This window comes from Gordonia hirsuta DSM 44140 = NBRC 16056 (genome assembly GCF_000333015.1).
GTDB lineage: Bacteria > Actinomycetota > Actinomycetes > Mycobacteriales > Mycobacteriaceae > Gordonia > Gordonia hirsuta.
Genome location: NZ_BANT01000054.1, coordinates 1 through 22,051 on the forward strand (window position 1 = coordinate 1; position 22,051 = coordinate 22,051).

Annotated in this window: 24 protein-coding genes; 18 read left to right on the forward strand and 6 right to left on the reverse strand. The window is 68.4% G+C overall.

Annotated elements, in window-relative coordinates; genetic code table 11:
* The 6 genes from GOHSU_RS15040 to GOHSU_RS15065 all read left to right on the forward strand — a co-directional run.
* On the forward strand, positions 1-2,408 hold a 2,408-nt coding region (locus GOHSU_RS15040), incomplete at its 5' end, for an Rne/Rng family ribonuclease (protein WP_005943584.1).
* 197 nt (positions 2,409-2,605) lie between these two features.
* Positions 2,606-2,917: a 50S ribosomal protein L21 gene (rplU, locus tag GOHSU_RS15045; protein WP_005943587.1), complete on the forward strand. Its 312-nt coding sequence runs from the start codon at positions 2,606-2,608 to the stop codon at positions 2,915-2,917.
* Positions 2,918-2,936: 19 nt separating this feature from the next.
* On the forward strand, positions 2,937-3,200 hold the full coding sequence (gene rpmA / locus GOHSU_RS15050; protein ID WP_005943589.1) for a 50S ribosomal protein L27: 264 nt from the start codon (positions 2,937-2,939) through the stop codon (positions 3,198-3,200).
* 114 nt (positions 3,201-3,314) lie between these two features.
* On the forward strand, positions 3,315-4,796 hold the full coding sequence (gene obgE / locus GOHSU_RS15055) for a GTPase ObgE (protein ID WP_005943591.1): 1,482 nt from the start codon (positions 3,315-3,317) through the stop codon (positions 4,794-4,796).
* The gene (gene proB / locus GOHSU_RS15060; protein WP_005943593.1) at positions 4,789-5,910 is read left to right on the forward strand and encodes a glutamate 5-kinase; all 1,122 of its coding nucleotides are present in this window, start codon (positions 4,789-4,791) and stop codon (positions 5,908-5,910) included. Before obgE ends, proB begins: the two co-directional genes overlap by 8 nt.
* A gap of 35 nt (positions 5,911-5,945) precedes the next feature.
* Positions 5,946-7,664 (forward strand): acyl-CoA dehydrogenase family protein, encoded by a 1,719-nt coding sequence (locus GOHSU_RS15065; protein ID WP_005943595.1) that lies wholly within the window; start codon positions 5,946-5,948, stop codon positions 7,662-7,664.
* Here GOHSU_RS15065 and GOHSU_RS15070 read toward each other — a convergent pair.
* From GOHSU_RS15070 to ectA, 4 genes are read right to left on the reverse strand one after another with little or no spacing between them, the layout of a single operon-like run.
* On the reverse strand, positions 7,646-8,572 hold the full coding sequence (locus GOHSU_RS15070) for a Sir2 family NAD-dependent protein deacetylase (protein WP_005943597.1): 927 nt from the start codon (positions 8,570-8,572) through the stop codon (positions 7,646-7,648). The two genes, GOHSU_RS15065 and GOHSU_RS15070, sit on opposite strands and share 19 nt — an antisense overlap.
* A 59-nt stretch (positions 8,573-8,631) precedes the next feature.
* The gene (locus GOHSU_RS15075; RefSeq protein ID WP_005943599.1) at positions 8,632-9,030 is read right to left on the reverse strand and encodes an ectoine synthase; all 399 of its coding nucleotides are present in this window, start codon (positions 9,028-9,030) and stop codon (positions 8,632-8,634) included.
* Positions 9,027-10,319, reverse strand: coding sequence for a diaminobutyrate--2-oxoglutarate transaminase (ectB, locus tag GOHSU_RS15080; RefSeq protein WP_005943600.1), 1,293 nt, complete (start codon positions 10,317-10,319; stop codon positions 9,027-9,029). The genes GOHSU_RS15075 and ectB overlap by 4 nt, the downstream gene beginning before the upstream one ends.
* Positions 10,320-10,328: 9 nt before the next feature.
* Complete coding sequence (gene ectA / locus GOHSU_RS15085) at positions 10,329-10,856, reverse strand: diaminobutyrate acetyltransferase (RefSeq protein ID WP_005943602.1); 528 nt, start codon at positions 10,854-10,856, stop codon at positions 10,329-10,331.
* A gap of 158 nt (positions 10,857-11,014) precedes the next feature.
* Between ectA and rsmD the strand changes: the two genes are divergently transcribed.
* From rsmD to mutM, 6 genes are all read left to right on the forward strand, one after another.
* Positions 11,015-11,581: a 16S rRNA (guanine(966)-N(2))-methyltransferase RsmD gene (rsmD, locus tag GOHSU_RS15090; RefSeq protein ID WP_005943603.1), complete on the forward strand. Its 567-nt coding sequence runs from the start codon at positions 11,015-11,017 to the stop codon at positions 11,579-11,581.
* A gap of 12 nt (positions 11,582-11,593) precedes the next feature.
* Positions 11,594-12,082, forward strand: a complete 489-nt coding sequence (gene coaD, locus GOHSU_RS15095) for a pantetheine-phosphate adenylyltransferase (RefSeq protein ID WP_005943605.1) — start codon at positions 11,594-11,596, stop codon at positions 12,080-12,082.
* 119 nt (positions 12,083-12,201) lie between these two features.
* Positions 12,202-13,023: a F0F1 ATP synthase subunit B gene (locus GOHSU_RS15100; RefSeq protein ID WP_005943607.1), complete on the forward strand. Its 822-nt coding sequence runs from the start codon at positions 12,202-12,204 to the stop codon at positions 13,021-13,023.
* Entirely contained in the window at positions 13,020-13,616 is a 597-nt protein-coding gene (locus GOHSU_RS15105; RefSeq protein ID WP_005943610.1) for a YceD family protein, read from the forward strand. The genes GOHSU_RS15100 and GOHSU_RS15105 overlap by 4 nt, the downstream gene beginning before the upstream one ends.
* Positions 13,613-14,335, forward strand: coding sequence for a ribonuclease III (rnc, locus tag GOHSU_RS15110; RefSeq protein WP_005943613.1), 723 nt, complete (start codon positions 13,613-13,615; stop codon positions 14,333-14,335). Before GOHSU_RS15105 ends, rnc begins: the two co-directional genes overlap by 4 nt.
* Positions 14,328-15,206 carry a bifunctional DNA-formamidopyrimidine glycosylase/DNA-(apurinic or apyrimidinic site) lyase gene (mutM, locus tag GOHSU_RS15115; protein ID WP_005943615.1) on the forward strand — a complete coding sequence of 293 codons (879 nt, stop codon included), beginning with the start codon at positions 14,328-14,330 and terminating at the stop codon, positions 15,204-15,206. Before rnc ends, mutM begins: the two co-directional genes overlap by 8 nt.
* 151 nt (positions 15,207-15,357) lie before the next feature.
* Here the strand turns inward: mutM and GOHSU_RS15120 are convergent, their stop codons facing one another.
* Positions 15,358-15,654, reverse strand: coding sequence for a hypothetical protein (locus tag GOHSU_RS15120; protein WP_005943618.1), 297 nt, complete (start codon positions 15,652-15,654; stop codon positions 15,358-15,360).
* Positions 15,655-15,752: 98 nt separating this feature from the next.
* Here GOHSU_RS15120 and GOHSU_RS16665 point away from each other — a divergent pair, with 98 nt between their 5' ends.
* The 3 genes from GOHSU_RS16665 to GOHSU_RS15130 all read left to right on the forward strand — a co-directional run bounded on the left by GOHSU_RS16665 (position 15,753) and on the right by GOHSU_RS15130 (position 18,006).
* On the forward strand, positions 15,753-15,905 hold the full coding sequence (locus tag GOHSU_RS16665) for a zinc finger domain-containing protein (RefSeq protein WP_081597814.1): 153 nt from the start codon (positions 15,753-15,755) through the stop codon (positions 15,903-15,905).
* Positions 15,906-16,312: 407 nt separating this feature from the next.
* Entirely contained in the window at positions 16,313-17,161 is an 849-nt protein-coding gene (gene ygiD, locus GOHSU_RS15125) for a 4,5-DOPA-extradiol-dioxygenase (RefSeq protein WP_487042769.1), read from the forward strand.
* Positions 17,162-17,169: 8 nt separating this feature from the next.
* The gene (locus tag GOHSU_RS15130; RefSeq protein WP_005943622.1) at positions 17,170-18,006 is read left to right on the forward strand and encodes an MBL fold metallo-hydrolase; all 837 of its coding nucleotides are present in this window, start codon (positions 17,170-17,172) and stop codon (positions 18,004-18,006) included.
* Positions 18,007-18,013: 7 nt separating this feature from the next.
* Here GOHSU_RS15130 and GOHSU_RS15135 read toward each other — a convergent pair whose 3' ends face one another.
* Positions 18,014-18,745: a glutamine amidotransferase gene (locus GOHSU_RS15135; protein ID WP_005943624.1), complete on the reverse strand. Its 732-nt coding sequence runs from the start codon at positions 18,743-18,745 to the stop codon at positions 18,014-18,016.
* Positions 18,746-18,816: 71 nt separating this feature from the next.
* Here GOHSU_RS15135 and GOHSU_RS15140 point away from each other — a divergent pair, with 71 nt between their 5' ends.
* From GOHSU_RS15140 to smc, 3 genes are all read left to right on the forward strand, one after another.
* Positions 18,817-19,254, forward strand: a complete 438-nt coding sequence (locus GOHSU_RS15140) for an OsmC family protein (RefSeq protein WP_005943626.1) — start codon at positions 18,817-18,819, stop codon at positions 19,252-19,254.
* A 27-nt stretch (positions 19,255-19,281) separates the two neighbouring features.
* Positions 19,282-19,551 carry an acylphosphatase gene (locus tag GOHSU_RS15145; RefSeq protein ID WP_005943627.1) on the forward strand — a complete coding sequence of 90 codons (270 nt, stop codon included), beginning with the start codon at positions 19,282-19,284 and terminating at the stop codon, positions 19,549-19,551.
* 11 nt (positions 19,552-19,562) lie between these two features.
* Positions 19,563-22,051, forward strand: a 2,489-nt coding sequence (smc, locus tag GOHSU_RS15150) for a chromosome segregation protein SMC (protein ID WP_005943628.1), incomplete at its 3' end; no start/stop codon positions are given.

Consider the following 22,051-nt stretch of genomic DNA (forward strand, 5'->3'; position numbering starts at 1 on the left):
GCGGGCGCGGCGACGCCGCCGATCAGGACGGCACCGACCGCGACGAGGCGGCCGAGGACGGAACCGGCGAGGCCAAGACCGAGGGCGCATCGGCGACCGATACCGATGGTGCCGCTCCGGACGGTGAGAAGACCGAGGACGGCGACGCCACCTCCGACGATCAGGACACGTCCGCCGGGGCCGGTGACGGCGCCGAGCAGACCGGTGATGACGCCGACTCCGGTGACGACGAGGACAACGGGGACACCGACGATTCGACGACCCCGACCAGCAAGCGCCGTCGTCGCCGTCGTCGCCGGCGCACGGGCTCGGACAGCGATGAGGGTGCCGCCGCCGACGATCCGCCCAACACCGTGGTGCACGAGCGAGAGCCGCGGGCCCGCCGCCAGCGCGACGAGGTGCAGGGCATCTCCGGTTCGACACGCTTGGAAGCCAAACGGCAGCGCCGCCGCGACGGCCGCGATGCCGGCCGTCGTCGTCCGCCGATTCTCACCGAGTCGGAGTTCCTGGCCCGCCGCGAGGCCGTCGAACGGATGATGGTGGTGCGCGAACGCCGGGTCGACCCGGCCGCGGCCGGCCAGCAGGCACCGACCGAGGACTACACCCAGGTCGCCGTTCTGGAGGACGGTGTGCTGGTCGAGCACTTCGTCACCACCGAGACCAGCCAGTCGATGGTCGGCAACATCTACCTGGGACGCGTGCAGAACGTGCTGCCCGGGATGGAGGCGGCCTTCGTCGACATCGGCCGCGGCCGCAACGGTGTGCTCTACGCCGGCGAGGTCAACTGGGAGGCCGCCGGTCTGGACGGCGGAGCCCGCAAGATCGAACAGGCGCTCAAACCCGGTGATTCGGTGCTGGTGCAGGTCTCCAAGGATCCGGTGGGCCACAAGGGTGCCCGCCTGACCACCCAGATCTCGCTGGCCGGGCGTTACCTGGTGTACGTGCCCGGTGGCACCTCGACGGGCATCAGCCGCAAACTGCCCGACACCGAACGCAAGCGGCTCAAGTCGATTCTGGCCAAACTGGTCCCGGCCGAGGCCGGCGTGATCGTGCGGACCGCTTCCGAGGGGGTCAGCGCCGATGAGCTCGGCGCCGATATCGCGCGGCTCGAGGCACAGTGGAAGGGCATCGAGGCCGCCGCTGAGGAACACATGAAGAAGGCGTCGGGGACCACCCGGGCACTGTACGAAGAGCCCGACCTGCTGGTCCGCGTCGTCCGGGACCTGTTCAACGAGGACTTCACAAAGCTGGTCGTCGAAGGCGAGGCGGCCTGGAACCTGATCTCCGGCTATGTGGAAAGCGTGGCGCCGGATCTGTCGGCCCGGGTCGTCCGGTTCCAGAAGGAGACGCCCGAGTCGGCCGATTCCTTCGGGGTCCACCGCATCGACGAACAGCTGACCAAGGCGCTCGACCGTAAGGTCTGGCTGCCCTCGGGCGGCACCCTGATCATCGAGCACACCGAAGCGATGACGGTGGTCGACGTCAACACCGGGAAGTTCACCGGGTCCGGCGGCAATCTGGAAGAGACCGTCACCCGCAACAACCTCGAGGCCGCCGAGGAGATCGTGCGCCAGATGCGGCTGCGCGATATCGGCGGCATGATCGTCGTCGACTTCATCGACATGGTCCTCGAATCCAATCGTGACCTGGTTCTGCGGCGACTGACCGAGGCACTGGCCCGTGATCGCACCCGCCACCAGGTCTCCGAGGTGACCTCGCTGGGACTGGTGCAGATGACGCGCAAGCGGCTGGGCACCGGCCTGCTGGAGGCCTTCTCGACCACGTGCACCTGCTGCCAGGGGCGGGGCCTGATCGTGCACGCCAGCCCGGTCGAGGTCTCCTCGGGCGACGACGGCCGCGGCGAATCGGGCGGATCCAAGCGTTCGCGGCGCAAGCGCGGCCGCAGCGACAAGACCGAGACACCCGCGGCACCGGCCCCCGAGACCAAGCCGAACAAGCCGGCGGCCGAACATCCCCTGTTCAAGGCGATGGCGCACACCGACGAGGACGCTGCCGAGCAGCCCGCCACGGCCGACACACCGGCGGCTGCCACCGAGGTCGTCACCGCCGAGGTGACCGAGGCCGTCGCTGCACAGCAGGACGGGTCGGGCCGACCGGAGGTGGCCGCGGAACCGGCTGAACCGGCGGCGCCGGTGGTCACTCGACGTCGTCGTGCCGCGCGCCGTGCGGCGGCACCGACCGCGCCGGCCGAACCGATCGTGGTGACTCCTGCGGAGCCGACCACCACCGTGGCCGCGCAGACCACCGAACCGGTGGTCGAGGTGACGCGGACCCCGCGTCGTCGGCGCGGTGGCAGGCGGGCGGCCGGAGCGCCGGCGACCGGCGACACCGGCCAGACCGCGGGCACCGGCGGGCAGGCCGCCGACAGTGACGCGGATCCCACGTGATCACGGGCGTGGCTGGTTTGACCGGCCACGTCGGCCTGCCGTAACCTTGGCAGGTCGCCTTCTGTAGAGCGGCGCGCTGGTGTGCGTGACTGCAGAAGGATCTCCGGATGGGTTCGGGGACGTAAGAACACCGATGTACGCCGGGCGCAGAGACCTCTGTGCCGCGGCCCGATGAGCGAGTTAAGAGGACAGCGGGAATGGCAACGTACGCCATCGTCAAGACCGGCGGTAAGCAGTACAAGGTCGCTGAGGGCGACATTGTGAAGGTCGAGAAGATCGACGTCGAGCCCGGCGGCTCGGTGGACCTGCCGGTGGCGCTCGTCGTCGACGGCGCAAACCTGACCACCGACGCCGATGCGCTGGCCAAGATCTCGGCCACGGCGCAGGTCGTCGAACACGTCAAGGGCCCGAAGATCCGGATCCACAAGTTCAAGAACAAGACCGGCTACCACAAGCGCCAGGGTCACCGTCAGCGTCTGACGGTCCTGAAGGTCACCGGAATCAAGTAAGCATCAGGAGGCACGAACAATGGCAACTAAGAAGGGTGCATCCAGCACACGCAACGGTCGCGATTCCAATGCCCAGCGACTGGGTGTGAAGCGTTTCGGCGGCCAGGTCGTCAGCGCCGGTGAGATCCTGGTCCGCCAGCGCGGCACCAAGTTCCACCCGGGCGTCGGCGTCGGTCGCGGTGGCGACGACACGCTGTTCGCTCTGCAGGCCGGTGCCGTCGAGTTCGGCGTCAAGCGCGGTCGCCGGACCGTCAACATCGTCGCGGAATCGGCTTCGGTCTGACCCTCGACGAGGTACACAGTTCATAGCCGACAGGGCGGGCAGGGTTCATACGAATCCCTGGCCGCCCTGTCGCATCTCTCGCGCATGTTCGCAGCGCAGACCTAGGAGGTCGGTATGTCCAGATTCATCGATCGGGTCACCATCGATGCGGTGGCCGGTAACGGCGGACACGGCTGTTCCTCGGTTCACCGCGAAAAGTTCAAGCCGCTGGGCGGACCCGACGGCGGCAACGGCGGCAACGGCGGCGATGTGACGCTCGTGGTCGATCCGCAGGTCCACACGCTGCTGGACTTCCACTTCCGTCCGCGCGCCAAGGCCGGTAACGGCAGGCCCGGGGAGGGCGGCAACCGGAACGGCGCCAACGGTGACTCGCTGGTACTGAAGGTGCCCGACGGCACCGTCGTTCTCGACACCGACGGGCAGCTGCTGGCCGACCTGGTGGGGGAGGGCACCGAGTTCGTCGCCGCCCAGGGCGGCCGCGGCGGACTGGGCAACGCCGCCCTGGCCTCGCGGGCCCGCAAGGCGCCCGGCTTCGCTCTGCTCGGCGAACCCGGTGAAGAACGCCAGCTGCTCCTCGAACTCAAGTCCGTGGCCGATGTGGGTCTGGTCGGGTTCCCCTCGGCCGGTAAATCATCGCTGGTGTCGGTCCTGTCGGCCGCCAAACCCAAGATCGCCGACTATCCGTTCACCACCCTGGCGCCGAACCTGGGGGTGGTCACCGCCGGCGACGACACCTTCACCATCGCCGATGTCCCCGGACTGATCCCGGGCGCCTCGCAGGGCCGGGGTCTGGGTCTGGACTTTCTGCGGCATCTGGAGCGGTGCGCCGTACTGGCGCACGTCGTCGACTGCGCCACGCTGGAGCCCGGCCGCGACCCGATCTCGGACATCGATGCCCTCGAGGCCGAACTGGCCGCCTACCAGCCGGTGCTCGCGCAGGACCAGTTGCTCGGCGACCTGGCGGCCCGGCCGCGGGTGGTGGTGCTCAACAAGGTCGACATCCCCGAAGCCGATGAACTGGCCGATCTGGTCGAAGGCGAGATCGCCGAGCGCGGCTGGCCGGTGTTCCGGGTCTCGGCCGTGGCGCACAAGGGCCTGGCCGAACTGAAATACGGGCTGGCCGAGCTGGTCGACACCTATCGTGCCGAACAGGAGAAGCCGGTCGCCCGGCGTCCGGTGATCCGGCCCAAGGCGGTCGACCGCAGCGAATTCACCATCGTCGACGATCCCGATATCCCGGGCGGGTACATCGTGCGCGGCCAGCGGCCCGAACGCTGGATCCGGCAGACCCAGTTCGACAACGACGAGGCCGTGGGCTACCTGGCCGATCGACTCAACCGGCTCGGTGTCGAGGACGCGCTGGTCAAGCGGGGCGCCGAGCCGGGAGCCGCCGTGACGATCGCGGGGGTCACCTTCGATTGGGAACCGGCCGTGCCGATGGCCGACGAGGTGCCCCTGACCGGCCGCGGTACCGATGTCCGCCTCGAACGCAACGAGCGGGTGGGCGCGGCCGAGCGCAAGGCCGCCCGCAAACTGCGCCGGCAGCGCCTCGACGAGCAGGACGGGCAGTCCCTCGGATGGTCCGACGATGACTGATTCGACGGTGCGGACCGCGATCGCGCAGGCCCGCACGATCGTGGTGAAGATCGGCTCGTCGGCGGTCACCGATCTGAACACCGGGATCGCCCTGGACCGCTTGGATGTGCTGGTCGATGCCCTCGAAGCGCGGATGCGCGCCGGCAGCGATGTGATCGTGGTGTCCTCCGGGGCGGTCGGCGCCGGGATCGCGCCGCTGGGGCTCAAGAAGCGCCCGACCGACCTGGCGACCAAACAGGCCGCGGCCAGTGTCGGGCAGTTGAAGCTGGCGCAGGCCTGGGACGCCTCGTTCGCACGGTACGACCGGACCGTCGGCCAGGTGCTGCTGACCGCCGACGACGTGTCCAACCGGGCCCACCACGCCAACGCCCAGCGCACCCTGGACCGGTTGCGCAGCCTGCACGCGGTGGCCGTGGTCAATGAGAACGACACCGTGGCCACCAACGAACTCAGGTTCGGCGACAACGACCGGCTCGGCGCGCTGGTGGCGCATCTGACCGGGGCCGATGCCCTGGTGCTGCTGTCGGACGTCGACGGACTGTATACCGGCGATCCCCGCAAACCCGGACCCGACGGGCAGCCGGCCCGGATGATCCGCGAGGTCGCCGGTCCCGAGGACCTGGACGGGGTGATCGCCGGTACCGGCGGCGACCTGGGCACCGGGGGAATGGCCTCGAAGCTGTCCGCGGCGCGGCTGGCGGCCGACTCGGGGGTGCCGGTTCTGCTGGCGGCGGCCGCCGAGGCCGGCCGGGCCCTGACCGATGCGTCCGTGGGCACCGTGTTCGCCGCTCGTCCCCAGCGGCTGTCCGCGCGCCGGTTCTGGGTGCGCCACGCCGCCGAAACCCACGGCCGGGTGACCATCGATGCCGGCGCCGTCCAGGCGGTGGTGGGTCGCCGCCGGTCGCTGCTGCTGCCGGGGATCACCGCCGTCAGCGGCGGTTTCTCCAGCGGTGATGTGGTGGAGCTGGCCGGTCCCGACGGTGAAGTCTGCGCCCGCGGGGTCTCCTCCTACGACGCCGACGACATCGCGGCCGTTCTGGGCAGCTCCAGCGCCGACCTGCCATCCGACTTCCGCCGTCCGGTGATCCACGCCGACGACCTGGTGCGCACGTAGCACGACGGGGCCCGACCGGCAGGTAGCATGAGCGCATGTCCGGTCTGCTGCTGAATCCGTCCACCGCCGACTACGCCGAGTTCGATCCCCAGACCCGCCGGCTGTTGCGGGCGACGATCGAGTTCTTCGAAAGCCAAGGCAAACAGCGGCTGTTGCAAGCCGATCGCGACGCCGAGTGGATCAGCGATTTCCTCGAGTTCCAGCAGCGCGAGAAGCTGTTCGCCACCTTCCTGACCCCGGCCGCCTGCGCCGCCGGCGATCCCGACCGCCGCTGGGACGCGGCACGCAACTCGGCGCTCAGCGAGATCCTCGGCTTCTACGGGCTGAGCTACTGGTACGCCGAACAGGTGACCATTCTGGGGCTCGGACCGATCTGGATGTCAGACAACCAGGCCGCCAAGACCGCGGCCGCCCAGCAGCTGCTCGACGGGCAGGTGATGGCCTTCGGGTTGTCCGAACGCGCACACGGCGCCGATGTCTACAGCACCGATATGATCCTGACCCCGGCCCCCGACGGCGGCTTCACCGCCTCGGGCACCAAGTACTACATCGGCAACGGCAACGTCGCCGGGATGGTCTCGGTCTTCGGCCGCCGCGCCGACGTCGACGGCGCCGACGGCTATGTCTTCTTCACCGCCGACAGCCGGCACCCCGGCTACCGGCTGATCGACAATGTGGTGCACGGCCAGATGTACGTCTCCACCTTCGAACTGCAGGACTATCCGGTGGGCCCCGACGACATCCTGCACACGGGCCCGGCAGCCTTCGCCGCAGCGCTGAACACCGTCAACGTCGGCAAGTTCAACCTCTGCCACGGCTCGGTCGGCATGTGTGAACATTCGCTCTACGAGGCGATCGCCCATTCGCACAACCGCATCCTCTACGGGCACCGCGTCACCGACTTCTCCCACGTGCAGGGTAATTTCGTCGACGCCTACGCCCGGCTCAGCGCCATGAAGCTGTTCAGCGACCGGGCCGTGGACTATTTCCGCAGCGCGAGCCGGGACGATCGCCGCTACCTGCTGTTCAACCCGGTCACCAAATCCAAGGTCACCTCCGAAGGCGAGACGGTGATGACGCTGCTGCTCGATGTGGTGGCGGCCAAGGGATACGAGAAGACCACCTACTTCCACCAGGCCAATCGCTTCATCGGCTGGCTGCCGCGGCTGGAGGGGACCGTGCATGTCAACGTCGCCCAGATGCTCAAGTTCATGCCGAACTATCTGTTCGACCCGGTCGATCACCCGCCGGTGAGGCGGCGCCGCGAGGCCGCCGACGACGCCTTCTTCTTCGACCAGGGCCCGGTCGGCGGAGCCGGCAAGGTCCGTTTCGGCGACTGGACCGCACCCTACCGAGCGCGGCTCGATGTCCCGAACGTCGCGGTCTTCTTCCAGCAGGCCACCGCACTGCAGACACTGCTGACCACCGCACCCCCGAGCCGAGAGCAGCAGAAGGATCTGGACTTCGTCCTGGACATCGGACATCTGTTCAGCCTGATCGTCTACGGCCAGCTGATCCTGGAGCAGGCCGCCCTGATCGGACTCGCCGACGACCTGCTCGACCGCATCTTCGACTTCCAGATCCGTGATTTCTCACGCTATGCGGTCGCGCTGCACGGGAAACCGTCGGCCACCCAAGAGCAGCAGCAGTGGGCGTTGGGGGCGATCGCGCGCCCGGTCGCCGATGCGGGGGTCTTCGACCGGGTCTGGCAGCAGGTGCAGGCGCTCGACGGTGCCTACACGATGCCCGAGTGAGACCGGCCGGCCGGTGGCGAGCCCGCCGAGGCGGGCCGCTGCCGGCGCACCGCGGGCAGGATCTGCTCACACCGGCCGTCGATCTTCACCGCGGCGAATTCGTCGCCGCGGGTGGCGCCGCGGTTGAGGATCACGACCGGTTTGCCGTGTTTGACGGCGTGACGAACAAAACGCAGCCCCGACATCACCGTCAGTGAACTGCCGACGACCAGGACGGCATCGGCGTCGTCGACCATCGCATAGGCCCGGGCGACGACGTCGGCGGCGACGGTCTCCCCGAAATAGACGATGTCGGGTTTGAGGGTGCCCCCGCAGGCCGGACAGCCGACGGTGACGAACGAGGCGGTGTCGGCCAGGACCGCGTCGGCATCCGGGGCCACCTCGATGGCTCCGCGCCCGGACACCCGCTCGCGGAAGCCGGGATTGGCCGCCTCCAGCGCCTCGTCGAGCAGCTGCCGGGACAGTCGATGTCCGCAGTCCAGGCAGAGTACCCGCCCGTAGGAGCCGTGCAGGTCCAGCACGCGGCGGGAACCGGCTTTGATGTGCAGCATGTCCACGTTCTGGGTCAGCACACCGGTGAGCAGGCCGTCGTGCTCGAGTCCGGCCAGGGCGTGATGGGCCGGATTGGGAAGGCTGGCATCCATGTGCCGCCAGCCCAGGTGGTTGCGTGCCCAGTAGTGCCGGCGGAAGTCCGGCGAACTCAGGAACTGCTGAATGGTCATCGGCGTCCGCGGCGCTGATCCGGGGCTGCGGTAGTCCGGGATCCCCGAAGGCGTGGACATCCCCGCGCCGGTCAGGGCCAGGGTGCGCCGCCCGGACAGGAATCCGGCGAGCTCGACGATGCGAGCCGCCGGATTCCCGTCGGGTTCGGTGAGTTCGCCCGGTGTCCAGGCGGCACGACTGCGCATGACCTCCTGTTTACACGGCTCGTACGGGGGTCGCGGCGCGCCGGTGGGCCCCGGAGGTGTCAGTCCGGAACGGCCACCAGTGGGTAGACGCCGTTCTCGTCGTGGACCTCGGTGCCGACCACCGGCGGGTTGAAGACGCACAGCATCCGCATGGGACCGGACTCGTCGACGGCCACGGTGTGGCGTTCGTGCCCGTCGAGCAGATACATGGTGCCCGGCGCGAGCGGGTACTCGACGCCGGTCTCCCGGTCGGTCAGCGTGCCGGTGCCCTCGACCAGCCACACCGCTTCGACATGGTTGGCGTAGTGAAAATGGTTGGTCGAGCCGGGTTCGATGGTGGTCTCGTGAAACGAGAAGCCCACCCGGTCGCCGCCGAGGACGATGCGCTTGGAGCGCCAGTGTCCGTCGGCGACGTCCCGCTCGGTCCCGGTGATCTCGTCGGTGGTGCGAACGATCACTTCTCGACCGCCCGCATGGTCGGCTGCACGGTGGCGACCGCATCGGACAGGATCGTCAGTCCGTGGGACAGATCATCCTCGTCGATGGTCAGCGGCGGCAGCAGCTTGACCACCTGATCCTCCGGCCCGGAGGTCTCTGCCAGCAGACCGGCCTCGTAGGCCAGGGCGCAGACCTCGCCGGCCTGGGCGGGCTCGTCGAAGACCAGTCCCTGCACCATTCCGCGGCCGCGATGCGAGAGCGCCTCGTACTCGGCCGACAGCTGTCCGAAGGACTCGGAGATGATCTCACCCTTGCGGTGGACGTCCCGGGTCAGCAGGTCGTCGGACCAGAACTGGTTCAGGGCGGCGGTGGCGGTGACGAAAGCCGGGTTGTTACCGCGGAAGGTGCCGTTGTGCTCGCCCGGCGCCCAGATGTCCAGTTCCGGCTTCATCAGGGTCAGCGCCAGCGGCAGACCGTAGCCGCCGATCGACTTGGACAGCGTCACGATGTCCGGGGTGATCCCGGCGAACTCGAACGAGAAGAACTCGCCGGTGCGACCGCAACCCATCTGGACGTCGTCGACGATCATCAGGATCTCGCGATCGGCACAGAGTTCCTGCAACGCGCGCAGCCACGCGGCGCGGGCCACATTGACCCCGCCTTCGCCCTGCACGGTCTCCACGATCACCGCGGCCGGGCGATTCAGGCCCGAGCCGTGATCGTCCAGGACCCGCTCGAACCAGCTGAAGTCTTCGACCGCGCCGTCGAAGTAGTTGTCGAAGGGCATCGGGGTGGTGTGCACCAGGGGCACCCCGGCGCCGGCCCGCTTGGTGGCGTTACCGGTCACCGACAGCGAACCCAGGGTCATCCCGTGGAAGGCGTTGGTGAAACTGATGATCGATTCACGACCGGTCACCTTTCGCGCCAGCTTCAGGGCCGACTCGACGGCGTTGGTACCGGTGGGCCCGGGGAACTGGACCTTGTAGTCCAGGTTGCGGGGCGCCAGGATGCGGTCGGCGAAAGTCTGCAGGAACTCGCCCTTGGCCCGGGTGGACATGTCCAGTCCGTGGGTGATGCCGTCGCGCACGAGGTAGTCGATCAAGGCTTCCTTGAGCGCGGGGTGGTTGTGCCCGTAGTTCAGGGCGCCGGCACCTGCGAAGAAGTCCAGGTACTGCTTCCCGTCGATGCTGGTGAGCCAGGATCCCTGGGCCGTATCGAAGATCGCCGGCCAATTGCGGCAATAGGAGCGGACTTCGGATTCGTATGTCGTGAAAGTAGTGTCGTCCAACTGCGTTTCGATGGTCGTCATCGGTTGTCCTTATTCAGATTGAGAAGGTGCCGCCAAATCGTAGAGATCCTCCCGGAGATGCGCGTCCGGGAAATCTGTGGCGGCGAACAGGGGCCCGACTTTCAGGTCGAGTCCCAGGGACTTCGCGACGCCGGTGAACAGGCGTTGCGAGGCCACATTGTCGGGGCTGATGGTGGTCTGCATGCTGCTGACTCCCTCGGCGCGGCAGCGCTCGAAGAGGCCGGTCAGCATGCTTGCGGCGATCCCGCCGCCGCGTTGATCCGCGTCGACGGCGACCTGCCAGACCATCAGCACATCGGGCCGGTCGGGTCTGCGATAACCGGTGACGAAACCCACCGGCCGGCCATCGTGCTCGGCGACGATGGACGTCGTCGAGAAGTCGTGGCACCACAGCACATAGGCATAACTGGAATTCGTATCCAGCACCTGAGAATCGCGGGCGATCTCCCAGAGCCGTATTCCGTCGGCGACCGCCGGCTGCCGAAGAATTATTCGGCTACCGCGGTCCTGTCTTGATTTCGGTATTTCCGGGCTCATGACCCTCTCGACGTTAACGAGAACAGGATCATAAGCAACCCGAGAAGGGGTAGATCGCCCAAATCCACCCGGTCCGTTACTGCTCAGCGGGTGGATGTGGGATAGGTCACAGCACGGGCGATCGGGCCGGACGCCGACGCACTACGATGGGGTGCACCATGCCTCGAATCATCGCTGGAGAGTTCCGCGGGCGCCGGCTGAATGCGCCCGCCGATGTCACCCGTCCCACCTCAGACCGGGTGCGCGAGGCCATCGCCTCGATGCTCGGTGCCCGGATGGACATCACCGACACCCGGGTGCTGGATCTGTATGCCGGCACCGGGGCGCTGGGGCTGGAGGTCCTCTCTCGCGGGGCCGCCACCGCGGTGCTGGTCGAATCCGATCGCCGGGCCGCTGCGGTGGCCCGGGAGAACATCGCCGTCTGCGGGATGGTGAGCCGGGCGCGGGTGGTCAACCGCACGGTCTCCTCCTTCCTGGCCGCACCGGGCGCGCTGTACGACCTGGTCTTCCTGGACCCGCCCTACGAGATGGCGGCACAGGAGGTCGCCGACGCGCTCGTCGCCCTCGTCGAGCACCTCGATGAGGGGGCGTGGGTCGTCCTGGAGCGGGCCTCGCGCAGTGAGCCGGTCACCTGGCCGGACGGTGTGACGCCGGTGGCCGAGAAGGTGTACGGCGACACGGCCATCACCCTGGCGCAACGGGATCCCGATCCGGCGTATCGGTAGGGTCTGCAGACCATGAGTGCTGCAGTGATCCCCGGCTCCTACGATCCCTTCACCCTGGGCCATCGCTTCGTGGTGACCCAGGCGGCGACGCGGTTCGAGCGGGTGATCGTGGCGGTCGTGGTGAACCCGAACAAGCGCGGCATGTTCACCGTCGCCGAGCGGATCGCGATGATCGAGGCCGACTGCGCAGACCTGCCGAATGTGACGGTGCGCAGCTGGACCGGTCTGCTGGTGGATCTGGTCCGCGAAGAAGACGCCACCACCATCGTCAAGGGACTGCGCTCGGAGACCGACTTCGCCTACGAGGCGCCGATGGCCCAGATGAACCGGGAGCTCTCGGGGGCCGAGACCTTCTTCATGCTGACCGACCCGCGGTTCGCGCACGTGTCGAGTTCCCTGATCAAGGAGGTCGCCCGGCTCGGCGGGGACACCGCGCCGTATCTGTCGCCGGCGATCCATCAGGCGCTGGACAACCGTGTCGATCGAGTGCGCGCGGTCTGAGTATTTCGGCGCGACACGCCCCGCGCGCCTCCCAAGTCACACAAACAACATTCGGCACAATGGCCTCAGAAACATCAACAGGCCAGTCCTCACCTCACTGCGCCGGATAGGGGTTTACCGTGTACCGCTGCTTCGAAGTCCTGGACGACATGATGCACATGGTCGAGGAGGCGCGGGGTGTGCCGATGTCGGCGAACTGCGTCGTTCCGCGAGAGGCTCTGCGTGAGCTGATCGAGGACCTGCGCAATGTGCTGCCGATCGAGGTCGACGATGCGCAGGACGTGCTCGACGAGCGCGACACGCTGATCGGTGATGCCCGCGAGAGCGCCGACACCATGGTCACCACGGCCGAACGGGATTCCACCGCGATGGTCACCGAAGCCCGTGACGAGGCCGATCAGATCCTGGCTGAGGCCAAGGCCCGCGCCGACCGCATGGTCGCCGAGGCCACCTCGCATGCGACCTCGGTCAAACAGGAAGCCGCCGAGAACGCCGAGCGGCTGGCGCATAACGCCCAGCGCGACTTCGAGGCCGTCACCGGCCGGGCCCGCGCCGAAGCGGCCCGTGCCGTGGAGGCCGGAAACGCCAACTACTCGCAGTCGGTCGCCGACGGTATCGCCGAGCAGCAGCGCCTGGTGTCGGAGACCGAGGTCGTCGCCGCGGCCAAATCCGAAGCCGAACGCATCGTCGACGCGGCGTACGCCGAATCCGATCGCCTGCGCGGGGAGTGCGATGTGTACGTCGACGAGAAGCTCGCCGGTTTCGAGGATGTGCTCACCAACACGCTGCGGTCGGTGAACCGCGGCCGTCAGCAGCTGCGCACCGGTGCGGCCATGCACGATTACGTCGAATACAGCCACGAGGACTATGCGGCCGGTGAGTACGGTCGCAGTGCCGGTCGCGAGCACGGCCCCCACGCGGCGGCGCCGATGGCGGGGTGACGGGTAAAATCCCCCGCGTGAGCGCGATTTCCCCCAGCAATGTCCCCGGTGCCGACCCCTATGTGATCGATGTGCGGAGTCTGCCGCGCCGTCCCGGTTCGATGATGCAGGTCCAGCGGACCTTCGATGCACCCGAGCGGGTCGGCGTGGAGATGATCGGTATCCCGGCCGGCGGGCAGGTCGATCTAGACCTGCGCCTGGAGTCGGTGTCCGAGGGCGTCCTGGTCTCCGGGACGGCATCGGCTGCCACCGAAGGTCAGTGTGGACGGTGCCTCGAGCCGATCTCGGACCGCATCGAGCTGTATCTGACCGAGCTGTTCGCCTATCCGGACAGCGCGACCGAGCAGACCACCGATGAAGAGGATGTGGCCCGGCTCATCGATGACGAGGTGGACCTGGAACAGGTCATCATCGATGCGGTCGGTACCGACCTGCCACTGACCCCGCTGTGCACCCCGGACTGCCCGGGGCTGTGCGTCGAATGCGGTATCCGGCTCGCCGATGCCGAACCCGGCCATTCCCACGAGCGCATCGATCCGCGATGGGCGGGTCTGGCCGAGAAGTTCGGTACCGGTGAGGGGCAGGGGGAGTGAAGCGGCCCGATCCGGCCGGGCTGCTCGAGGCGCTGGGTGTACAGATCAGTGACGAACAGCTCACGCTGGCGTTGACCCACCGCTCCTATGCCTACGAGAAAGGCGGTCTGCCCACCAACGAACGCCTGGAGTTCCTGGGCGACTCGGTGCTGGGTGTGGTGGTGACCGAACGCCTCTACACCGGTTTTCCGGATCGGCCCGAAGGCGAACTGGCCAAGATCCGTGCCTCGGTGGTCAACATGAATGCACTGGCCGATGTGGCCCGAGAACTCGGCCCGGGCGGACTGGGCGCGCATCTGTATCTGGGCCGCGGTGAGGAACTCACCGGCGGCCGGGACAAAGCCAGCATTCTGGCCGACGGTCTGGAGTCGCTGTTCGGCGCGGTGTTCCTCGACCACGGGATGACAGTGGCCAAAGAGGTGATCCTGCGGCTGTTCGAGCCGCTGATCGATCGTGCCGGTGAACTCGGCGCGGGTCTGGACTGGAAGACGTCCCTGCAGGAGCTGACCGCGGCGCGTTCGCTGGGTGTCCCGCACTATCAGATCACCTCCACCGGCCCCGACCACGATAAAGAGTTCACGGCCGAGGCGGTGGTCGCCGGCCGAGCGCTGGGCGCAGGGGTGGGCCGTACCAAGAAGGAAGCCGAACAGAAGGCGGCCGCACTGGCCTGGTCGACGCTGAACGACGAGGAGACCGGCGCCGGGGATCAGGGTGCCTGAACTTCCCGAAGTCGAAACCATTCGCCTGGGGCTGGCCGAACACCTGACCGGCCGGCGTCTGGGCGCAGTCGAGGTCCTGCATCCGCGGGCCGTCCGGCGGCATGTGCCCGGAGCACTGGATCTGCGAGACCGGTTGCGCGGCAAGCAGATCCGCGGTGTCGCTCGGCGCGGCAAGTACCTGTGGCTGGATACCGTCGATCGATCCGACGAGGTGGCCGTGGTGGTGCACCTGGGCATGAGTGGACAGATGCTGCTGGCCCGATCCGGGGCCGACGACCCGGTCCACCTGCGGATCCGCAGTGCCCTCGACGACGGCAACGAACTGCGCTTCGTCGACCAGCGCACCTTCGGCGGCTGGCACCTGGACGACTACGTCGACCAGGGATCGCACCTGCTGCCCGAATCGATCGCGCACATCGCCGCCGACCCGTTCGACCCGGCCTACGATCCCGATGCGGTCGTCGAGGTGCTGCGGAAGAAGAACACCGAGATCAAACGAGCGCTGCTGGACCAGACGGTGGTCTCCGGCGTCGGGAACATCTATGCCGATGAGGCGCTGTGGCGAGCCGGGCTGCACGGACGACGACGCACCCGCGGGATCCCGAAAGCCAAGCTGCATGAGCTGCTGACCCACGCCGCCGCCGTGATGGACGAAGCGATCACCGTCGGTGGTACCTCCTTCGACGCGCTCTATGTGAACGTCAACGGCGAATCGGGCTACTTCGACAGAAGTTTGAGTTCATATGGCAGGACCGGCCTCCCTTGCACACGGTGCGGGACGCCGATCGTGCGGGAACAGTTCATGAATCGCAGCTCGCACTCCTGTCCGAGGTGCCAGCCAGCGCCGAGAGCACGAGACAAGACCCGCTGATGCTTGCCAGCGGCCCTGCGTGGTGCCTGGTCTCGGACGGGAGTGCGAGCCGTGCAGCAGTCCCAGGCGACCTGCGAGGAATGTGATCTGCCCACTCTGAGCGACAAGTGCGTCGCTCTCGACGCAGTTGTCGCTCAGAGTGGGCAGATGGTCACTTCGCGTGACGCTCGACGGCCGCCGTCAGTGCCGACAGTCTGTGATCAATATGTTGGCCACTGGTTCGTGGGATCACGCCAAGCGTGTACTGGCCGCGTCCCGTCCGGATGACGCGGCTGCGCCGGCGCTCCCAGCGCAGTGCATCGGAAATTGCCTTGGACGGGCGGCCGGAGAACGAGAGTCCCTGCGCTTCCGCTGCGGCGATCAACTCCGGGATCGACATCGTCGATTGCCGTCTTAGCTCGCCGATGACCCAGTGGCGGAGGTCTGTTCCCCGGATCGTGATACCCATGCCGGAATGCTGCCACGAGCGTCTGACAACAAACGGTTCACGCGCTAGCTAGTCCGCGTTTTCGGTCATGTTCGGACAAACGTGCGCATCAATGTCAGATGGTGCTCAAGTCCGGCTGCTTCGACCGGGCGCTGAACGTCTACGGGTGCGAAGGCGAGCCGTGTCCGCGCTGCGGCACGCCGATGGCGCGCGAGGCGTCCATAAACCGAAGTTCGTTCTTCTGCACGAAGTCCCAACGCCCGCCGAGATGAGGGGAGACCTTCACAACAGGAGCTACTGTCGCCAGAGATCTAGCGATTCCCACGCCTGGGGTGCGCCGGTATCTGTGATCGTCAGTGCGTGCGAGGTCGGAAATTCCCGCGGTACTGCGGCAACTCGCTCCGCCCCAGTCAGCGCCGGGATCGATGGACCGCAAGATGTGGGCGATGACGGCAGGGCGTTGTCTCCCCGTCCCGCAGGTGACCGAGAGCCGGGACCTGGCCCACCTTTGGTCGGGACGGCGCAGTCTGGAGCTCCCCTGTTGAACAATCTCGATCCCGTGCCCGGCCAGCCGTTCGATCTGCCCGTCGCCGCATAGTCGGACCCGATGACGTCGTCCAGACTCGAGTAGCGTCGACGGACAGGACGCATCCGAGCTGAGAGGAACCAGATGACCACGATGCCGGCAGCCTTCCTCGGACACGGCAGCCCGATGAACGCCGTGGAACGCAATCGGTACACCGAGGCCTGGCGCGCGTTCGGGGAGTCGGTACCCCGGCCGACAGCGATCCTGGTGATCTCTGCGCACTGGTACATCAATGCCACCGCGGTCACGGCCATGCAGCGGCCCCGCACCATCCACGACTTCTACGGCTTCCCTCAAGAACTGTTCGACGTGCAATATCCGGCCCCCGGCGCACCGGAAGTCGCCGAGTTGGTGGCCGACGTGGTGAAACCCACCTGGGTGGGGATGGACGTCGACAGCTGGGGGATCGACCACGGCACCTGGTCGGTCCTGCGTCATGCCTTCCCGGATGCCTCGATTCCGGTCATCCAGCTGTCGCTCAACGCCTTCAAGGATTTCGACCATCACATGGAACTGGGTCGCAAGCTGGCGCCACTGCGCGACCAGGGCGTGCTGATCATCGGCAGCGGCAACATCGTGCACAATCTGCGGGCGATCGACGTCGGCCGGCCCGACACCGGCTTCGATTGGGCGCATCGCTTCGATGACGCGGCCGGCGAGGTGCTGCGGTCCGCGCCGACGGAGCTCCTTCGCCTCGATGCCCACCCGGACTTCGGCAAGGCGGTTCCCACCCCCGACCACTTTCTGCCGTTGCTCTATATCGCCGGGCTCGCCGACGCCGCACCGCTCGACCAGCTCATCGGCGGGTACGCCGCGGGATCGATCTCGATGAGCGCCTACACGCTGGGGCTAAACCCGCAGCCGAGGATCCCGGACCTGGCAACGACCGAGGGGGCGGCGCAGCTGCCCGACGGCCTTCCGGCAGTCGACTCCAACCTATAGCGGCCGCGATGATCTGGCTCTGCGTCACCTGCGGCAACGAATACCCCGACACCGAGGTGCCACCGGCGACGTGCGTGCTGTGCAACGACGAACGCCAGTATGTGCCGCAGCCGGGGCAGCAGTGGACCGCTCTCTCGCCGGAGGCGACCAGCCGAGTCCAGGCACGCTCCGTCGAGCCCGGCCTCACCGAGTTCAGCCTGGATCCGCCCGTCGGGATCGGGCAGCGCACCTTCCTGGTGCACACCGAGGCGGGCAACATCCTCTGGGAACCGCCGGGTTTCGTCGGTACCTCGCTCATCGACCACCTGCGGGCGGCCGGCGGAATCAGCGGGATCGTGGCGAGCCACCCGCATCTGGTCGGGGCCAGTGTGTCGCTGAGCCATGCCTTCGGGGGCGTCCCGGTCTGGCAGAACTCGCTGGACCGTCGCTGGATCACTCGGCCCGATCCGGTGCATCGGTTCTGGGAAGGCCGCGCCGAGGTGGCACCCGGCGTGACCCTGGTGTGCTGCGGCGGGCACTTTCCCGGAAGTGCGGTGCTGCACCTTGCCGATGCGGCGCACGGACGTGGCGCACTACTTACCGGTGACACCATGATGGTCGGCCGGGATCGGGCGAGCGTCTCCTTCATGCGCAGCTATCCGAACCTGATCCCGCTGTCGGAGCGGCTGGTGCGGCAGATCGCCGGAGCGGTGGAGTCGCTGCCCTTCGACCGGCTCTACGGGGCCTTCGGTCTGCATATCGAGACTGATGCGGCCCGGGTGGTCCGCGACTCCGCGGCTCGCTACATCGGTTGGCTCACCGATCAGATCCGGGATCCCGACGAGCCCGGGTCCAGCGTGGATTAGTGGCCGGTCAGGCGCGGGCGAGTGCGGCGAAACGGGCGAGCAGCGCCGGGGGATGGCACACTGCGCTGGCGCGTGCCATCGCGACCAGATCGTCGTATTCGGACGGATCGAAGTAGCCGTGGTGCCGGTAGGTGCCGATCCGGGTGACGATTCCCGCCACGTCGAGTTCAGGATGGAACTGGGTGGCGTAGACGCGGCTGCCGACGCGGAAGCCCTGGACCGGACAGGTCGGGGAGGAGGCCAGCAGCGTCGCCGATGCGGGCAGCACGGAGATCGCCTCCTTGTGGCCGACGAAGGCGTCGAACCCGGCGGGCAGCGCGGAGAAGAGCGGGTCGTCGCGGCCGGCGTCGGACAGGGTGACCGGCACCGAACTGACCGGCTCGGAGAACTCCCGGTCGATGCGGGCGCCGATCGCGGTACCCACCACGCCGATGCCGTAGCAGGCACCCAGGAACCAGGTGTCCCGGCCGATCACCTCTTCCATCAGCCCGGCCAGCTCGTCCTCGGCCCGCAACTGGTCGGCCGACTTCTCCTCGATCGGATCGCTGGCGTTGTACGGTCCGCCGCCGAGGATGATCCCGGCGTAATCGGTCACCTCCACCCGGCCCAGCGGACCGCGATCGAGCCGGACCCGCTCCACCTCGCCGGGCGTCAGTCCGGCGAAGCGGACGAAGGCCGAGTACTCCTCGTCCGCGGCATCGTCGTCGGCCCGGATACTCAGGAGCAGAAACGGCTTCACAGGCGAGCAGTTTATCGGGGCGCTCAGCGCCGCCCGCAGCGCGGCCGCACCGCTGCCATATCCTGATCGTCATGACAGAACTCCCCACGACGCCACCGCCCACGACCGATCTCTGGGTCCAGCGCACCGGTGGTCGCCGGTACACCGGCCGCAGTTCGCGGGGCGCCGAGGTGCTGATCGGCTCGGAAGACACCCCGGGCGTCTTCACCCCGGGTGAGTTGCTGAAGATCGCGTTGGCCGCGTGCACCGGCATGTCCACCGATGTGCCGCTGGCTCGTCGCCTCGGCGACGACTACGACGCCACGATCCACGTCAGCGGGCCCGCCGATCGGGAGAACGAGGTGTACCCGGTTCTCGACGAGATCCTCGAAGTGGATCTGAGTGAACTCGACGAGGCCGCCGCCGCGCGGCTGCTGACGGTGGTGGAGCGGGCCGTGGATCGGGTCTGCACGGTCGGGCGCACCGTCAAGGCGGGCGCGCAGGTGAACCTGCAGATCGTCACCGACTGATCGCCGGTTCTCTGGGATCATGGGGGTATGGAACGACTGACCGCCCACGTGCACGGTCTGGTGCAGGGTGTGGGCTTTCGCTGGTGGACTCGCTCGCGCGCGCTGGAGCTGGGGGTGACCGGCTACGCGAAGAACCTTGCCGACGGCCGGGTGCTGGTGGTCGCCGAGGGGCCACGAGAGTCGCTGGACCGGTTGCTGGCCCAGTTGCGTTCGGGTCGCACCGCCGGCCGAGTGGACCTGGTGGTCGAAGATTTCGGCCCGGCGCGCGGCGACCTGACTGGATTCACTGAACGGTAGGCTGACACCTCGTGCACCTCAAGAGTCTGACCCTGAAGGGCTTCAAGTCCTTCGCGTCGGCGACCACCCTGCGATTCGAGCCGGGCATCACCGCGGTGGTGGGCCCCAACGGCTCGGGTAAGAGCAATGTGGTCGACGCGCTGACCTGGGTGATGGGGGAGCAGGGGGCCAAGGCGCTGCGCGGCGGGAAGATGGCCGATGTGATCTTCGCCGGCACCTCCGGCCGTGCGCCGCTGGGGCGAGCCGAGGTGACGCTGACCATCGACAATTCCGACGGCGCGTTGCCGATCGACTACTCCGAGGTCTCGGTGACCCGCCGGATGTTCCGCGACGGCGCCGGCGAGTACGAGATCAACGGCACGCCCTGCCGCCTGATGGACGTGCAGGAGCTGCTCTCCGATTCGGGTATCGGCCGGGAGATGCACGTGATCGTGGGCCAGGGGCGGCTCGCGGCGATCCTGGAATCGCGACCGGAGGAACGACGGGCCTTCATCGAGGAGGCCGCCGGGGTGCTCAAGCATCGGCGCCGCAAGGAGAAGGCGGTCCGCAAGCTCGAGTCGATGGGCGCCAATCTGGCCCGGTTGACGGACCTGACCGGCGAGCTGCGCCGCCAGCTCAAACCCCTGGGGCGGCAGGCCGAAGTAGCCCGCCGCGCCGCCGGGGTCCAGGCTGAGCTGCGCGATGCCCGGCTGCGGCTGGCCGCCGACGATCTGGTGACCCGGCGCAGCGAGATGGCCGAGCACTCGGCCGTCGAGGAACAGATCCGCCGTCAATCCGACGAGGTGACCGCGCAACTGGACGCGGCGACCGCAGCGCTGGAGGCCAGCCAGGCCGAACTGGCGCGCATCGCCCCGGCCGCCGACGAGGCCGGCCGGGTCTTCTACGCACTGTCGGCGTTGACCGAACGCGTCGAAGGGACCCGCCGGGTCGGCGCCGAACGTGCCGCCCACCTGCAGACTGCGACGACGGCGGCCAGTGGACCGGACCCCGACGAACTCGAACGCCGCGCCGACGAGGCCGCGCTGGCCGAGGCTGAACACGCCGCCGCCGTCGAGGAGGCCGCCGAACGTCTGGAGTACGCGGCCGCGGCGCTGGCCGCGGCCGAGCAGATCTCCGCCGATGCCGAACGGGCCCACCTGGCCGCCGTGCAGGCCGTCGCCGATCGGCGCGAAGGTCTGGCGCGACTGGAAGGGCAGGCCGCGACCCTGCGCAGCCGCGTCGATTCGGTGCAGGGGGAGACCCAGCGGCTCACCGACGCCATCGATGCCGCGCACGAGCGGGCGGCTGTCGCTCAGCGTGAACTGGATGCGGCCGCCGAGCGGATGCGGGAACTCGAGGGGCACGAAGAGGGACTCGACGCCCACCACGAACGTTGTGTGGCCGCACTGGCCGCCGCCACCGACGAGGTCGGGAACCTGCGCACCGCACAGCGCGAGGCCGAACAGCAGATCGCCTCGCTGACCGCGCGGATCGAGGCGCTGAGCCTGGGTCTGGAACGCGGTGACGGCGGCGCCTGGCTGCTGGAGCGGCAGACCGCCGGTGTGCTGGCGCCCCTGTCGGAGCTGCTGACCGTGGAACCCGGTTACGAGACCGCGATCGCCGGTGCCCTCGGACCGGCCGTCGATGCGATCGCCACCGTCGACCAGGTTGCCGCGCTGAGCGCCCTGGAGGCGCTGCGCGAGGGCGACGGCGGACGGGCGGCCCTGATCGTGGGAGGTCTGGCCGATCAGGTGCGCGGCGACCTGCCGCAACTGCCTGCCGGGGCGGTGTGGGCCCGCGATGTGGTCACCGCACCCGAATCTATCGCCGGTGCCATCGACCTGCTGCTCGATCGGATCGTGCTGGTCGAGGACGCCGCCGCGGCGATGGGGCTGGCCACCGAGCACCGGGTGCTGGTCGTGACCCGCCAGGGTGACCGGGTCTCGGCCGCGGTCATCGAGGGCGGGGTCTCGGCGCGGCCGTCGACTCTGGAGGTGCAGTCGGCGATCGACACCGCCACCGAAGACCTCGCCCGCGCTCGCGGGGAGGCCGAACGCTGTGAGAACGCTCTCGCCGAGGCCCTGACCGCCGAGCGCGAGGCCGCCGAGGCCGCCGAGGGTGCGCTGGCTGCGCTCGGGGAATCCGATGCCAATGTCGGCGCCGCCTATGAGTTGCTGGGCCGGCTCGGCGCCGATATCCGCAGCGCCGAGCAGGAGGCGGCCCGCCTGGTGCGCCAGCGCGACAAAGCCGAAGAAGGGCGGGCGGAGAACCTCGCCGAACTCACCGCCGTCGACGAGCGACTGCGCCGGGCCGTCGACGAGTCCGAGGTGGGACACGACGACGATGCCGACCGCGCCCTGCGCGAGGCCGCAGCCGCCGAGGTGGCCACGGCCCGTTCGGTCGAGGTGGAGACCCGGCTGGCGCTGCGCACCGCCGAGGAGCGGCTGGGCTCCTTCCGCGGGAAGGCCGACGGACTGCGGCGCAGTGCTGCTGCCGAGCGCGCCGCCCGGGAGCGTCAGCG